Origin of the sequence: Sediminibacterium sp., assembly GCF_051860225.1 — a bacterium.
Taxonomy (GTDB): domain Bacteria; phylum Bacteroidota; class Bacteroidia; order Chitinophagales; family Chitinophagaceae; genus Sediminibacterium.
Map to the genome: position 1 here is coordinate 74067 of NZ_JBHYEI010000002.1, position 15190 is coordinate 89256.

Sequence of the window (15190 nt, forward strand, 5' to 3'; positions counted from 1 at the left end):
AAGGCTCTTTAAAAAAAACCAATTAGTTAATCTAAAATTTCAACGTCTTTAGGATAATTAGACTTAGTAAATACAAATAAAGCATCTGCAATTTTTGCATTCAAGTTTATATTACTAACCCCTAATTCTGTAATATTATTGCTTTTATCTAAAATACTTGCTTTGGATAGTACACTTGTTTTCTTATTAAAATACAAGGTTACTCTTTGAAAATTCTTTCTTTTATCTAATGGAACCATTTCAATTTCATTGAAATTACCCTTAGAATTAACTAATTTGTAAGAGAAATCTTTATCATAAGAGCCAGCAAGTAATTTTTGTGGGCTTAATGTTTGACTACTTTCCTCTACTGGAGATTTTGTGATTGTTTTAGCTCCATCAAAATTGTATACATTTTTTCCATCACAAATGATTTCAGTTTTGCCTTGCTTAAGTAAATACTTGTCGCCTCGCATAGAAAGGGATAGCGCTTTAGTACCGTTTGCTTTACCTTTACTGGTGAACGACTTCAAAGAAAAGGAAGCTGTAATCCCATTGGATGCTTTTACTTTTGAACCGAACGCATCAATTACTTTTTTGGCAGCTGGGTCATTTTGAGCTTGTGTAAATAAAAAAGAACAAAATATTAAAATACTAGCTATGTAAAATTTGTGCATAATTGCGAATTAGGGTGCAAATATACACTTTAGACTGATTTTGACTTATTCAGATCATTAAAGTTTCGGTAAAAAACAATTTAATTCAGCTGAATAGGTTTAGGCCATAGAATCTAAAAATGATTGTAATTCTGAATCAGTCTTAAACAATACTTCCCTAGCCTTACTACCTTGATTAGGACCTACAACTCCAGCAGCTTCTAGTTGATCCATTAAACGACCCGCCCGATTATATCCTAATTTCATCCTTCTTTGTATTAATGAAGTAGATCCCATTTGACTACTAACTATGAGCCTTGCTGCATCTTCAAATAAAGGGTCTCGATCATTGGCATCAAAATGACTATTTTCTATATCTTTTTCATCAACATATTCGGGCAATAAAAAAGCTTGTGGATAACCTTTTTGATCTCCTATAAATTCACAGACGGCATCTACCTCTGGCGTATCAACAAATGCACACTGTAATCTGGTTATTTCGCCATTATAACTTACGAGCATATCTCCTTTGCCAATTAACTGCTCAGCACCACCTGCATCTAAAATGGTTCTACTATCTATTTTGCTTGAAACTTTAAAAGCAATACGAGCTGGGAAATTTGCTTTAATTGTTCCTGTAATAATATTAACTGATGGTCTTTGAGTAGCAATAATTAAATGTATACCAATAGCCCTTGCTAACTGTGCTAAACGAGCAATTGGCATTTCAACTTCTTTGCCTGCAGTCATAATCAAATCGGCAAATTCATCAACAACTAACACAATAAAAGGCAAATACTGGTGACCTTTTTCAGGATTTAATTTTCGAGCAGTAAATTTTTCATTATATTCTTTAATATTTCTACATCCTGCTTCTTTTAGCAAATCATATCGATTATCCATTTCAATACATAATGCATTTAATGTATAAACTACCTTTTTAGTATCAGTAATAATGGATTCTTCTTCTCCAGGTAACTTTGCTAAAAAATGCTTCTCAATTACCCTATATAAACTCAACTCAACTTTCTTCGGATCAACCAACACAAACTTTAATTGAGATGGGTGTTTTTTATACAATAACGAAACCAGAATTGCATTCAATCCCACAGACTTACCTTGTCCGGTTGCTCCAGCCATTAATAAGTGGGGCATTGTAGCTAAATCTACAATGAAATTATCATTGTCAATCTTTTTACCGATTGCTATTGGGAGTGAAAATGTACTATTTTGAAACTTATCACTCGCTAGTAGGGTTTTCATGCTCACTACTGTTTTGCGAACATTGGGCACTTCTATACCAATCGTTCCTTTTCCAGGAATTGGTGCAATGATACGAATACCTAAAGCTGCCAGACTCAATGCAATATCATCTTCAAGGTTCTTGATTCTACTAATTCTTACTCCAGGAGCAGGAACAATTTCGTACAAAGTAACAGTTGGTCCTACAGTTGCTGCAATACGTTGTATGGCAATATCATAGTTTTTTAAAGTTGCTATGATTTGATTTTTATGCGCTTCCAATTCAGCTGGATCATGAACAATTTTTTCACTACCATGGGTTTCTAACAAATCTAATCCTGGATATGTATAATTTTTTAAATCTAAAGTAACATCGTATTTGCTCGCTAAACTTCCAACAGTTGCAGCAATTCCTGCAAGTATTTCCTCTTCTTCTTCAGGTGTTTCTTTTATTTCTAATTCTAATTCGGGTTCATTTACTTTATTATTCGGCACAAAAGGTGCTTGTTCAACTTTTTCAATTGCCTCAATTAAATCTTCTTCTGCCACTTCCAGATCTTCCTCTAAGTCTTCCTCTAAGTCTTCATCTAAAGCTATAGCGAGCTCATTTTCATCTATAAAGGATTGTTCTTCTTTTTCAATTATATCAAATTCATTTAAAGGATTTTCAGAAGCTATAGGCTCTTTAGGCATTATGATAGATACGCTACTTACATTACTTTTTAATTTATTCTTACTTACAGGTATCTCCTCCTCATCTGCTAGCAATTCTGCATTTTCAGATGGCGCATTTTCGTCTAATTGATTGAGCGCATCATTTGATTCTTCTGGCATATCAGCCGCCAGATTTTTAGCCATTGATTCACTTTTACCATCTGAAAATTTAAATTTCCAATCAGGCAAATTGAATGCTGGGTTGAAACGCCATATAAAATAACTAAACAAAGTGAGCAATAGTAATGCGCCTGTCCCAATTTTCCCTATCCATTTTTCGAACCAATCATTTAAGTATTCACCAACTGCTCCACCCCATGAAAACGGAGATCCTTTTGATAAAAAAGAACTCGCCATACTAAATACAACTAATCCAATTAGCACATACTTAAAATTGCGAAAAAGCTTAAACACTTTTTTCCCAAATAATAAATTAACTCCTAGGACAAAAAAAACAGTACAAAAAAGATAAGAAGCTATACCAAAACCATTATACCATAGCGTATGAGCTATATAAGCTCCCAAAACGCCCAATAAATTATTAACCTTAATATCATCAGTTGAAAATATACTAACGCCCAATTGCTGTACTTTATCTTGGTCCTCTTGCCAAGTAAATAAGTAAGAAGTAAATGAAATAAATAGAAATAAGGTTAGTAATAAACAAATAGAACCAATGATTTTTTGGGTACGTTCATCTTTAACCACTTCTCCTACTGATATATCTGCATCCTTATCTGGATTCAGTTCTTCAGGATCTGGCGGAGGTGGCGTTTTCTTTTTTAAGCTATTGGCCATATTTCAAATATACAATTTGAAATACCTTTTAATAAAAGTATATAAGCAATGTGCAAAAATGGCTTGTTACTATTACAGTTTTCCACTAGCCTTTAAAACGAAGAACGGCAAATCCTAATACAACCCAGCCTGCTACAAGCAAAAGACCTCCAATGGGCGTAATTGCCCCCACCCATTTGAACTGATTTAACTCAGCAATTGAGAAAAATGTAAGTAAATACAAGGAACCAGAAAAAACAGCCATACCAGCAATAAAAAGTTTACCTGCAGTTAATATTCCTGATGCAGGAATAAAACCATATAAAATACCAGATAGTGCAAGCGCAAAAACATGGTAAAACTGATATTTTACTGCTGTTTCATAGGTATTAAGCGCAGTAGGGCTAGCATAATTTTTTAAACCATGCGCACCAAAAGCCCCCAACAAGACGGCGAGTGCCCCCAGTAAAGAAGCTGTAACTACAAAGCCTTTATGCATGTGTTTGAATTTTTTTAATGAGCATTTTCAAATCAAGTTGATCTTCAGCTACTTTAATTTTTGCTTGTTGGTAATAAGGAGTTCTTTCTAAAAGTTTGTCTTGAAGAAATAACTGTAATTTATCAGGAGTTAACTTGCTAATTAAGGGCCGATGGTCCATTTCATTAAGTAGCCTTTCAGTTAAAATATTTAAAGGAGTATCTAACCAAATAGTGATTCCTTGTTGATTCATCCATTCAATGTTGTGATGAAAACATGGGGTACCTCCACCTGTTGCTAAAACAAATGACTTTTTCTCTGCGAACCATCTAAGCAAGTTAGCTTCTATTTTACGAAATGCGGCTTCCCCCTCTTCTTCAAAAATTTCAGAGATTGTTTTCTCTTCAACCGATTCTATAATCTGATCTAAATCGTAACCACCTGTTTTCAGTTTAGCAGACAAGCTTTTTTTCCAAAAGCTTTTACCGCTTCCCATCATACCAAGTAAAAAAATTTTCATTATTTAAAAGCGTTGTACCCTGTAATGTCCATACCAGTAATCAACAAATGAATATCATGTGTTCCTTCGTAAGTAATTACACTCTCGAGGTTCATCATATGTCTCATAATACTGTATTCACCTGTAATACCCATACCGCCTAACATTTGACGAGCATCTCTTGCGATATTGGTTGCAATTTCACAACTATTTCGCTTGGCCATGCTTACTTGTTGAGGAGTAGCTTTTCCTTCACTCATCAACACCCCTAATCGCCAAACCAATAATTGTCCTTTGGTGATTTCGGTGATCATCTCGGCCAACTTTTTTTGCTGAAGTTGGAATCCCCCAATGGGTCTATCAAATTGAACACGCTCCATGCTATACCTCAATGCCGTATCATAACAATCCATAGCTGCTCCCAAAGCTCCCCATGCAATACCGTAACGTGCTTTAGTTAAACAACCTAAGGGTCCCTTCAATCCCTTTACATTCGGTAAAATATTCTCTTTAGGCACTTTTACATTATCAAATACCAATTCTCCAGTGGCACTTGCACGTAAACTCCATTTACCATGAGTTGTTGGAGTTGAAAATCCTTCCATACCTCTTTCAACTATGACACCTTGTATTTCATTTTGTTCGTTTCTTGCCCATACTACTGCAACAGTTGCAAATGGAGCATTGCTGATCCACATTTTAGCACCATTTAGTATAACATGATCCCCAGCATCTTTAATATTGGTAATCATACCTGCGGGATTACTGCCGTGGTCTGGCTCGGTTAGTCCAAAACAACCCAACCACTCTCCAGAGGCAAGTTTAGGCAAATATTTATTACGCTGTGCTTCGTTACCGTATGCATAAATTGGATGCATTACCAAACTTCCTTGAACAGAAGCCGTACTTCTTACCCCACTATCCCCTCTCTCTAACTCTTGCATCATCAAACCGTAACTAATATAATCTAATCCGCCTCCACCATATTCAGTTGGCACGGTTGGTCCAAAACATCCTAAGTCTCCTAACTGACGAACTATTTGTTCTGGAAATGCTGCTCTTTGAGCATAATCTTCAATAATAGGAGAAATCTCTTTTTTAACATAAGCCCTGACTGTTTCTCTAATCAACTTATGTTCTTCACTAAGTAACTCATCTAATTGAAAGTAATCAGGAGATTGAAATAAATCTGTTCTGGCAGCCATGATTGAAGTTTAAAACTAAAGAATGATACAAAAGTACTATTAATCGGCGCTTAAAAAAAGATTATGCGTAATAGATGTTATAAGTTGGAGGAATTATTCTAAACAAAAATCCCCGACCTTAAATAATCGGGGATTTAAAATGATATTCAGTAATTCATTATTGCCTTCTTCCACCCATTCCTGCTTTATTGTTTTGAGGAATATCTCGATTCATCTCTTCTAAATCAACTGGGCGTTCTGTTGAATCTCCAATTAAATATTTGGCAAAATAGTCGCTCATGCCCCAGAAGAAATACTCTGTCATATCCCCAAATCCATGTCTTTGAGTTGGCAACAATTTCATATCAAAACGTTTATTGGCTTTAATTAAAGCATTTGCTACTCGCATGGTATTGGCAGGATGCACATTATTGTCAATTTCACCATGGAATAACAATAATTTTCCTTTTAAATTTTTTGCCAATTCTGGATTTTTATCAATGTTGTATTGGAATGTTGTGTCATTCTTTTCACTAATAATTTCTTTAACTCCATGGTGCTTTTCGCTCCACCATCGATTATAAATAGCATTATCATGATTACCAGCAGACGAAACAGCCACTTTAAAGAAATCAGGATAAACCAAAATGGCTGCTGTACTCATAAATCCTCCACCTGAGTGGCCATGAATTCCTACACGATTAATATCTAAAAATTTATGTTTATCAGCTAATTGCTCTGCAACTGCTTTTTTATCAGCCAAACCATAATCTCTTAAATTTCCATACCCATAATTATGGTACCATTTACTTCTGCTAGGATGTCCACCCCTATTTCCTAAAGTAATGACAACCATTCCCAACTGAGCTAAACGATCTGTTCTATCAAAACCTCTGCTAAAGCTTGTATTTACTGCTTCTGTTTGAGGACCAGGATAAACATATTCAACAATGGGATATTTTTTGGTGCTATCAAAATCGAATGGCTTGTACATTACACCATACAAATCGGTGATTCCATCATCTGCTTTGGCCTTGAATATTTCAGGAAACTTATACCCAGCTGCCATTAAACTGCTTAGATCGGCTGTTTCCAAATCCATGATTTTTCTTCCATCAGCTCCTAATAATACTGATTTAGGAACTGTATTGACTCTTGAAAAATTATTTACTAAATACTTTTTATTATCATCCATTGAGGCATTATGATCAAAGTCTCCTGGATTTAATAATTTAAGTCCTGTTCCATCAAAATTCACCCTATAAGCATGCAGGTAATATGGATTTTCGCCTTGTTCCTTTCCATTTGCAGAGAAATATAGCACCCTTGCTTTCTCATCAATTGCTAAAATATCCTCAGCATGCCATGCCCCTGAAGTGATTTGGTTTTTCAGTTTTCCATTTTCGTCATACAAATAAAAATGCCCCCATCCATCGTCTTCACTCCATTGAATTAATTCCTTACCATCATTTACTAAGCCGATTCTACGGATTTCGACATAGGTATTCATTTTTTCTTCAATCAATGTTTTAGCAGTAGCTGTTTTAACGTCAACTAATCCAATATCAATCCTTTTCAAGTCTCTGCTTGTTCTACTGAAATAGAACTTATCGGCGGTTCCTAACCAAATACTAGCTCTTCCCTCATCATCTCTGCTACTTACTTTTGATGGTGCACTCCATACGTTAACTGTTTGGTCTTTATACATACCAGTGCTTATTTCTCTCATTGACTTCGTTGCCACTTCAAACAACCTCAAATGCTCAATAGGAGATTCTTTCTCGCCTGGCATCCAATATTTATACGTTTCTAAAGTAGGTCTAGGATCTGCAATACTATTGATAACCCATAAATCTTTCACTCTTCTATTATCCGTAACATCTACCACAAAATATTTTGAATCTGGCGACCAAAGAATAAATGCCGGTCTTCTATTTCCTTTATTTTTTTCTCTATCCACATTAGTTTCTCCATTACCATTATTGTGATATCCAAAATTTTCAATGCCATCTTTGGTTAATTGAGTTTCAACAATCGTAGAATCTTTGTCATTAACAAGTGCCTTTTTATAATTGGCCCAGTCCATTGAATAAAGATTATTGTTTTTACCAAAAATAACAATAGAACTATCAGGAGCAATATTTGCCCAGATTGGCTTTCGCTTGGTTTTAACTGGATCCGTTATTTCAACTAAGTCTCCATTCAAAATATTATATTCAAAATAAAATACCTTCTTCTCCATCACTGGTGGTGTACCTTTTTTTGCAGCAGTATCCTTTTTGGGAACGTCTTTGGTAGTTTTCACTTCAAAACTTATCCAGTTTTCGTCCCGTATAAACTTCATACTATCAATGTTCAAATGCTGCGCATCCATTGGATCATCTGTAATACGAGTAAGTTTGGCAGCAAGTAAAGCATTGTCGAATAATTGTTTTTTTTCTCCTTTTGCAGCATCTACGATATACCATTTTTTTCCTTCGGTGGTTTCATACATATACCAAAAACGATCAGACTTTTTTAACCAATGCGGGTCTACTCCCAAACTAAAAACCATTTTCTGCACCTTATTGGGCGAAAAACGAGCAGCCAGTTCATAGTTGGCTTTAGTTACAGGGGTTTGCTGTGCCGTTATTGAATAACTGATCATTAATAGCAAGAACAATTGAATTAATCTCATAGCCATATAAATTTTGGATGCTCAAAATAAAGGTTTAAGCGTTTGGCTGCGAACCTTTTATCAAAAAAATCGGTGGATAGCTTTACTTTGCGGTAAAATTTAGTTATGATGCCTTTTTTTGAATCTACCTTAGAATTTTCAATAGCATTAGATAAAAATGATTCATTGAATCATTTTAGAAATGAATTTTACTTTCCACAACATCAAGGTAATAATGCTATTTATTTCTGCGGTAATTCATTAGGACTTCAGCCTAAATCACTTGCAGCGGCCATTGATACCGAACTAACAACTTGGAAAGAGATTGCTGTGGGCGGTTATTTTAATGGAGCTAATCCATGGTTATATTATCAAGAATACCTAAAAGCTCCGCTTGCAAAATTGGTTGGAGCTAGCGCATCAGAAATTAGTGTTATGAATGCATTAACAGTGAATTTGCATTTATTGATGTTAAGTTTTTACAAGCCTACGAAAAGTCGATTTAAAATCATGATGGAAGCAGGTGCTTTCCCCTCCGATCAATATGCAGTTGAAACACTTGTAAAACACTTTGGTCTTGATCCAGCAATGGCAATTGTTGAAATTAGTCCTTTGGCTGGCAGTAAAACACTTACAACAGAACAAATTGTTCAAACCATTCAAGCGGAAGGCGATGCTTTAGCAATGGTTATGTTTGGGGGCATTAATTACTATACTGGGCAATTTTTTGATTTAAAAACCATTACCGCTGTTGCTCATCAAGTAGGTGCTGTTGCAGCATTTGACCTTGCGCATGTAACAGGTAATATTCCATTACAATTACATGATTGGGGGGTAGACTTTGCAGCATGGTGTAGTTATAAATATTTAAATGCTGGGCCTGGGGCAGTAGGTGGATTTTATATCCACGAAAAACATGCATCCAATATTGATATGCCCCGACTTGCTGGTTGGTGGGGCAATGATGAAAAAGAACGATTTAAAATGGAGAAAGGATTTATACCTAAGCGGGATGCAAGTGGATGGAATATTAGTACAGCACAAGTTTTTAATATGGTAGGATTAAAAGCTTCTTTAGCAATAATAGATAAAGCTGGGATTGAATCATTAAGAAATAAGAGTATTGTTCTAACGAGCTATCTTGAATATTTATTAAGTCAATTAAACAATGTCTCTTTTGAAATCATAACCCCTTCGAATATTGAAGAAAGAGGTGCTCAATTGTCGTTGTACTTTAAGGATAAAGCAAAGGAAATACACAATAAATTAATTGAAAACGGAGTAATTGTGGACTATAGAGAACCTGGTGTAATTAGAGTGGCTCCTGCCCCATTGTATTGCAGTTTTGAAGATGTTTATCGTTTTTATGAAATTCTAAAAAACAACTTTTAACAATGAATCATTGCATTAGTTATTTGGCATTAGGAGATTCCTATACAATTGGAGAATCCGTTCCTTTACATGAATCTTTTCCTTATTTAACAGCTCAACTGATTCGTAAACAAAAAATGGCCATCCATGCACCAGAAATAATTGCAAAAACAGGTTGGACTAGTTCTGAATTGGCGGAACAAATTTTAAAGACAGAATTAAATACGCATTATGATTATGTGAGTTTACTAATTGGCGTAAACAACCAGTATAGACATCAATCACTCAATGAGTTTAGAAGCGATTTTGAATACCTACTTAAAAAATCAATTCATTTGACCAATGGCAAACCGCAAAATGTGATTGTATTATCTATTCCTGATTGGGGTTGTACCCCTTTTGCTAAGGAAAAAAATCCAGGATCTATTGCCGTTGAAATTGATTCATTTAACCATGTGTGTGCACAGTTTGCTGAGGATTATCATACGCAATACATTGATATAACAACAGCAACAAGAGCAGTGAGCAATCAACCTTCTGCACTTGCTGCTGACCAATTACATTATTCTAGAGAAACACATTTACTTTGGGCAAATCTAGTTGCAAATAAAATAATGGAATTGTGTTAATGAAGTGTATTATTGATTTTGTTTTGCTTCTGCCTTCATCTTTTCGTTTGCAGTAATTACAAAATGTACTCTTCTATTTAATGCCTTGTTTTCTTCGCTGGTATTCTCCATTTTAGGTTGACTTTCACCATACCACTTTGTGGTGATTCTGCTAGACGAAATTCCAGTAGCGCGTAATGCCGCAGCCACGGCATTGGCTCTTCGTTCAGATAAAGACATATTATAGTTTGCAGCACCAATATTATCAGTATGTCCTTCAATCAAAATATTGGTATCTGGATATTCAGTAAATACTTTGTTCAATTTATCAAGTGCTAACTGTGCGTTACTATTGATATTATATTGATTATTGGCAAAGTATACGCCTGATTGAGATCCATCTGGATTCTTTTCATCAAAAGTGACGTTAATACCTTCCCCTACTCGTTCTACTGTTGCTCCTGGTATGGCAGTTTTAATCTCTTCTGCTTGCTTATCCATTTTATTACCAATGATCCCGCCAGCAACGCCACCGATTGCAGCACCTAGAATAGCTCCTAACGCAGTATTATTTTTGTTTCCGATATTGTTGCCAAGCACACCACCAATTACTGCGCCACTGGTGGCACCGACTGCTACCCCCCTTTGTTGATTTGTGGATTGTTTAATTGTTTCGCATCCATTAATAATGAACGTACCAAAAGCAATTAGCATAAATTTAAACATTGTAATTTTCATAATGGTAAAGTTGATTGATTCCAACCGAACCATTCTTACATAACAATTGAAATAAATTACATTATTTGCAGGTGCCCGGCCATTTCTGATTGATACGATTTTGCTACTAGTGCAGCCTGATTGGCAAAGTCTTCTCCCTCGGATGCAAAAATGATTGCCCTACTTGCATTCACCAATAAGCCTACAGATTGATTCAACCCGTATTTACTGACATCTTTCAAACTACCCCCTTGTGCTCCAACTCCTGGAACCAACAGAAAGTGTTCTGGAATTATATTTCTTATATTTTCTAACTCCGCTGCCTGAGTTGCTCCTACTACAAACATTAAATTTTCTTTGCTCCCCCATTCTGCTACTCTTGCTAACACATGTTCATACAACCTTTTCTCTGTAGCCCCTTGGGTAATATGTGGAACCATGGTTAACGACTCATCGTACTCCTCTAATAAAAGTTGCTGAAAATCGTTGCTTCCAACATTAGAAGTTAATCCTAGTACGATGGTTACTTTATCAGTATATTCTAAAAAAGGGCGGATACTATCTTCTCCCATGTAGGGTGCAACAGTAATCGCATCAAAATTAAGTGCTTCAAAAAATGCTTTTGCATATTGAGTGGAAGTATTGCCGATATCACCTCGTTTGGCATCAGCAATCGTAAAATGTGTTTGGGGGATATAATCCAGCGTTTCTTTCATGATTTCCCAACCTTTTAACCCCAGTGCTTCGTAGAACGCTGTGTTTATTTTATAGCTCACACAGTAAGGTAGTGTAGCATCTATGATTGCTTTATTGAATGCAAGCACCCCATCAAGATTCCCTTTTAAGTGGGCCGGTAACTTAGTGATATTAGAATCTAATCCTACGCATAAATAAGATTGCTTCAATAAAATTTGCTCAGTTAATGAAGTTGCTGTCATGCCACGAATTTAGTGGTTCTTTTGCAATTGAATGAATGAAGCTATATTTGAAGCCTAACTATTCTTCCATGGAAAAAGAACCAATGTATTACGGCACTTATTTGCATTTGGATAAAATTATTGAAAGCCAATATCCTGTTAGCTTTGAAAAAGATAATGAACCAGCCCACGACGAAATGCTTTTCATTATTATCCATCAAGCTTATGAGCTCTGGTTTAAGCAAATTTTATTTGAACTAGACTATTGTATGGGAATTTTTCAAAAAGAAAAAATAAATGATAATTCTGAAGACCTGAACTTGGTTAGACATCGATTTAAACGCATTATTAAAATTTTAGAATTATTAAACCAGCAAGTAAATATCTTGGACACAATGACTCCAATGGACTTTCTTGCATTCAGAAACTTACTTACTCCATCTTCAGGATTTCAAAGCAAACAATTCAGATTAATTGAAGCTAAATTGGGACTGGAGATTGACAAAAGACACCAAAAAGATTATTATAAACGAACCAATGAAGGTGGTTTTACTCAACCAGACTATCAGCATATTAATCAAACAGAAGAAAATAAGCATTTATTACAATTAGTGAATGATTGGCTAGAAAGAATGCCTTTTTTTGATGCTATTTATTGGGACGGAAATGAAGTGCAAAATCCAATTGACCACCCATTTTGGAAACAATATAAAACCATTTATAGCGCCGGGTTATCTGAAAGAGAACATTCCAAACAGGCAGACTTTGACGCGGTATTTTTTCAACACTTTGCCCCTGAAATGACTCCTGAACAAATTCAATCGTTTGCCTGTAGTTTTAGCCCTGCAGCAATGCGAGCTGCATTATTCATAATGCTCTACAGAGATTTCCCTGTTTTTCAAACCTCTTATCAGATTTTGGATTCATTAATTGAAATTGATCATTTGATGAGTAATTGGCGTCACAAACACTTAATCATGGTCAGAAGAATGATTGGCATGCGGGTAGGAACTGGTAATACTTCTGGTGCTGGGTACCTTGAAGGGGCATTGAATAAACATTACGTTTATAGAGATTTATCGGGACTATCAACGTATTTAATAGAAAGAAGCAAACTGCCCAAACTACCAGAAAATCTGATTAAATTCTTGGGATTTAATGTCTAATGATCAACCGTGTAATTTTTGTGCTACTATGATCATTCTAGGAGATGATTTAATATCATATGACCCTAACTGATAGTTGCCAAACACTTCCAATATTTGCATATTTTGGTAGCTAAGCATATCATTAAAATCGCCGAGAGAGAATTTAGCTACCCGTTCAGTATATAAATGTCTTGGGGCTGAATGTTCTTGATCGGTAATTTGAATTTGCTTAAAGAAATGATCTTCTGTTTGCCATTTACTGATATGAAATTTCACCTCTTCTACAGCTGTAGTTTGGATAGGTTCTAGCTGTGATTCTACAAAATGAACATTTAAATAATCAATAACCAAAATCCCCTTTGGCTTGATGCTATCAGCCATCATTCTGATTGCATTATCATGTTCCCTTCTAGTTTTGAAATAACCAAAACTCGTAAAAAAATTAAACGCATAATCAAAATAATTAATGCGAAAAATTCTACGCATATCGTGTTGATAAAAATGTAACCATTCAGATTCAGCCATTTTTGCTTCTGTGATGGAGGCTTCTGATAAATCTATACCAGTGACATCAAAACCCATATCTGCCAACGCCATACTATGCCTACCTTTTCCGCATGCTATATCTAACATTCGCATGCCTTTAGTTGGACTTAAATGAGCAATTAGCGTCTTTATAAATTGCTCCGCCTCATTTTCGTCTCTATGTTGGTATAATAAATGGTAATAAGGAGAATTAAACCAATCCTTAAACCAAGCTTTGTCTGCCATATTAATGTTTCAACTACAAAGTTACGTTACCAAATCATACAAAAAATTTGAATTATATTCGCCGCCGTTTAAGTGAACAATATGGCATTAATAAAAAGCATTTCAGGAATCAGAGGCACGATTGGAGGGAAACCAGGTGACACTTTGAGCCCATTAGACATTGTAAGATTTACAGCCGCGTATGGTACTTTATTGAAAGAAGCAAATAGCTTAAATAAGAAAGTAGTGATAGGACGCGATGGAAGAATCAGTGGTTCAATGGTACAATCTTTAGTAGTAAATACCTTAATTTCAATGGGTTTAGATGTGATTGATTTGGGATTAAGTACTACTCCAACAGTAGAAATGGCAGTAGTTACCGAAGGGGCTGTTGGGGGTATTATCTTAACCGCAAGCCATAATCCCAAAGAATGGAATGCGTTAAAATTATTAAATGAGAAGGGGGAATTCATTAGTGGAGCAGATGGTGCTAAATTATTGGAAATAGCGACACAAGAAGATTTTCAATTTGTATCTGTTGATCACTTAGGTCAAGTAATTGCTGGAGAAAATTTGTTGGAAAAGCATATTGAAGCTTGTGTCAATTATCCATTAGTAGACAAAGCAGCTATTGAAGCAGCGAATTTTTCTATTGTAATTGACGCTATCAACAGTACTGGAGCAATTGCTGTACCTGCATTATTAAATGCACTAGGCGTTAAAAAATATACTGTCTTAAATGCAGAAGTAAATGGACATTTTGCTCATAATCCAGAACCGCTTCCAGAAAACTTAAGAGACCTTTGCAATGAAGTAAATAAACAAAAAGCAAGCTTGGGAATTGCTGTTGACCCTGATGTTGATCGACTTTGTTTTGTTTGTGAAGATGGCAGCTTATTTGGTGAGGAATATACACTCGTTGCAGTTGCAGACTTTGTTTTACAACATAGAAAAGGAAACACCGTAAGCAATATGAGTAGTACTCGTGCATTAAAAGACATTACTATTAAGCATGGTGGTAATTATTATGCTAGTGCTGTGGGAGAAGTTAATGTAGTTACTAAAATGAAAGATGTAAATGCAGTAATTGGTGGAGAAGGCAATGGTGGTATCATTGTTCCTGATTTACATTATGGCAGAGATGCTTTAATTGGCATAGCGCTATTCTTAACTCATTTAGCAAAAGAAAAAAAGTCTATCAAACAACTCAGGAGCACTTACCCAGATTATTTTATTAGCAAAAATAAAATTGAGCTTACACCTGGAGTAGATCTCAAAAAAATATTTGAGCATATTCAAAAGAAATATCAAAAAAATCCGATTAATACGGAGGATGGATTAAAGATTGAGTTTGACAACGACTGGGTTCATTTAAGAAGTAGTAACACCGAACCAATCATTAGAATATATGCTGAAAGCAATAGTGAAACAGTGGCAGCAAATATTGCAAAAAGACTTATGGGTGATATTAAAGAAGCAGCAGGTTTAAATTAA

At 35.3% G+C, this 15190-nt stretch carries 13 protein-coding genes; 4 read left to right on the forward strand and 9 right to left on the reverse strand.

The genetic code is table 11. The features are described 5' to 3' along the window. Positions 1-26: 26 nt before the first annotated feature. The 6 genes from ACTIEI_RS07170 to ACTIEI_RS07195 all read right to left on the reverse strand — a co-directional run bounded on the left by ACTIEI_RS07170 (position 27) and on the right by ACTIEI_RS07195 (position 8206). A complete protein-coding gene (locus tag ACTIEI_RS07170) occupies positions 27-656 on the reverse strand; it encodes a LolA family protein (protein WP_439505610.1) in 630 nt (209 codons plus the stop codon). Positions 657-755: 99 nt separating this feature from the next. After that, positions 756-3389, reverse strand: coding sequence for a DNA translocase FtsK 4TM domain-containing protein (locus tag ACTIEI_RS07175; RefSeq protein WP_439505611.1), 2634 nt, complete (start codon positions 3387-3389; stop codon positions 756-758). A gap of 85 nt (positions 3390-3474) precedes the next feature. Then, complete coding sequence (locus tag ACTIEI_RS07180; RefSeq protein ID WP_439505612.1) at positions 3475-3867, reverse strand: DUF423 domain-containing protein; 393 nt, start codon at positions 3865-3867, stop codon at positions 3475-3477. Continuing rightward, positions 3860-4366 carry a shikimate kinase gene (locus ACTIEI_RS07185; RefSeq protein ID WP_439505613.1) on the reverse strand — a complete coding sequence of 169 codons (507 nt, stop codon included), beginning with the start codon at positions 4364-4366 and terminating at the stop codon, positions 3860-3862. The genes ACTIEI_RS07180 and ACTIEI_RS07185 overlap by 8 nt, the downstream gene beginning before the upstream one ends. Next, complete coding sequence (locus ACTIEI_RS07190; RefSeq protein ID WP_439505614.1) at positions 4366-5550, reverse strand: acyl-CoA dehydrogenase family protein; 1185 nt, start codon at positions 5548-5550, stop codon at positions 4366-4368. The genes ACTIEI_RS07185 and ACTIEI_RS07190 overlap by 1 nt, the downstream gene beginning before the upstream one ends. Positions 5551-5707: 157 nt before the next feature. Continuing rightward, the gene (locus ACTIEI_RS07195) at positions 5708-8206 is read right to left on the reverse strand and encodes a DPP IV N-terminal domain-containing protein (protein ID WP_439505615.1); all 2499 of its coding nucleotides are present in this window, start codon (positions 8204-8206) and stop codon (positions 5708-5710) included. Positions 8207-8311: 105 nt separating this feature from the next. Between ACTIEI_RS07195 and kynU the strand changes: the two genes are divergently transcribed. Both kynU and ACTIEI_RS07205 read left to right on the forward strand, forming a co-directional pair. Next, positions 8312-9577 (forward strand): kynureninase, encoded by a 1266-nt coding sequence (gene kynU, locus ACTIEI_RS07200; RefSeq protein ID WP_439505616.1) that lies wholly within the window; start codon positions 8312-8314, stop codon positions 9575-9577. 2 nt (positions 9578-9579) lie between these two features. Then, positions 9580-10185 carry an SGNH/GDSL hydrolase family protein gene (locus tag ACTIEI_RS07205; RefSeq protein WP_439505617.1) on the forward strand — a complete coding sequence of 202 codons (606 nt, stop codon included), beginning with the start codon at positions 9580-9582 and terminating at the stop codon, positions 10183-10185. Between the two features lie 9 nt (positions 10186-10194). Here the strand turns inward: ACTIEI_RS07205 and ACTIEI_RS07210 are convergent, their stop codons facing one another. Next, on the reverse strand, positions 10195-10902 hold the full coding sequence (locus ACTIEI_RS07210) for an OmpA family protein (RefSeq protein ID WP_439505618.1): 708 nt from the start codon (positions 10900-10902) through the stop codon (positions 10195-10197). Positions 10903-10958: 56 nt separating this feature from the next. Next, on the reverse strand, positions 10959-11819 hold the full coding sequence (gene pyrF / locus ACTIEI_RS07215; RefSeq protein WP_439505619.1) for an orotidine-5'-phosphate decarboxylase: 861 nt from the start codon (positions 11817-11819) through the stop codon (positions 10959-10961). Positions 11820-11887: 68 nt separating this feature from the next. On the opposite strand from pyrF, the gene ACTIEI_RS07220 reads away from it, so the two are divergent. Continuing rightward, a complete protein-coding gene (locus ACTIEI_RS07220) occupies positions 11888-12964 on the forward strand; it encodes a tryptophan 2,3-dioxygenase family protein (protein ID WP_439505620.1) in 1077 nt (358 codons plus the stop codon). A 3-nt stretch (positions 12965-12967) separates the two neighbouring features. Here the strand turns inward: ACTIEI_RS07220 and ACTIEI_RS07225 are convergent, their stop codons facing one another. After that, a complete protein-coding gene (locus tag ACTIEI_RS07225) occupies positions 12968-13717 on the reverse strand; it encodes a class I SAM-dependent methyltransferase (protein ID WP_439505621.1) in 750 nt (249 codons plus the stop codon). A gap of 81 nt (positions 13718-13798) precedes the next feature. Between ACTIEI_RS07225 and glmM the strand changes: the two genes are divergently transcribed. After that, the gene (glmM, locus tag ACTIEI_RS07230; protein WP_439505622.1) at positions 13799-15190 is read left to right on the forward strand and encodes a phosphoglucosamine mutase; all 1392 of its coding nucleotides are present in this window, start codon (positions 13799-13801) and stop codon (positions 15188-15190) included.

Excerpts from the sequence above, each read along its gene's own strand:
- ACTIEI_RS07170 (WP_439505610.1), bottom strand. The coding sequence starts at position 656 with ATGCACAAATTTTACATAGCTAGTATTTTAATATTTTGTTCTTTTTTA.
- ACTIEI_RS07175 (WP_439505611.1), bottom strand. The coding sequence starts at position 3,389 with ATGGCCAATAGCTTAAAAAAGAAAACGCCACCTCCGCCAGATCCTGAA.
- ACTIEI_RS07180 (WP_439505612.1), bottom strand. The coding sequence starts at position 3,867 with ATGCATAAAGGCTTTGTAGTTACAGCTTCTTTACTGGGGGCACTCGCC.
- ACTIEI_RS07185 (WP_439505613.1), bottom strand. The coding sequence starts at position 4,366 with ATGAAAATTTTTTTACTTGGTATGATGGGAAGCGGTAAAAGCTTTTGG.
- ACTIEI_RS07190 (WP_439505614.1), bottom strand. The coding sequence starts at position 5,550 with ATGGCTGCCAGAACAGATTTATTTCAATCTCCTGATTACTTTCAATTA.
- ACTIEI_RS07195 (WP_439505615.1), bottom strand. The coding sequence starts at position 8,206 with ATGAGATTAATTCAATTGTTCTTGCTATTAATGATCAGTTATTCAATA.
- kynU (WP_439505616.1), top strand. The coding sequence starts at position 8,312 with ATGATGCCTTTTTTTGAATCTACCTTAGAATTTTCAATAGCATTAGAT.
- ACTIEI_RS07205 (WP_439505617.1), top strand. The coding sequence starts at position 9,580 with ATGAATCATTGCATTAGTTATTTGGCATTAGGAGATTCCTATACAATT.
- ACTIEI_RS07210 (WP_439505618.1), bottom strand. The coding sequence starts at position 10,902 with ATGAAAATTACAATGTTTAAATTTATGCTAATTGCTTTTGGTACGTTC.
- pyrF (WP_439505619.1), bottom strand. The coding sequence starts at position 11,819 with ATGACAGCAACTTCATTAACTGAGCAAATTTTATTGAAGCAATCTTAT.
- ACTIEI_RS07220 (WP_439505620.1), top strand. The coding sequence starts at position 11,888 with ATGGAAAAAGAACCAATGTATTACGGCACTTATTTGCATTTGGATAAA.
- ACTIEI_RS07225 (WP_439505621.1), bottom strand. The coding sequence starts at position 13,717 with ATGGCAGACAAAGCTTGGTTTAAGGATTGGTTTAATTCTCCTTATTAC.
- glmM (WP_439505622.1), top strand. The coding sequence starts at position 13,799 with ATGGCATTAATAAAAAGCATTTCAGGAATCAGAGGCACGATTGGAGGG.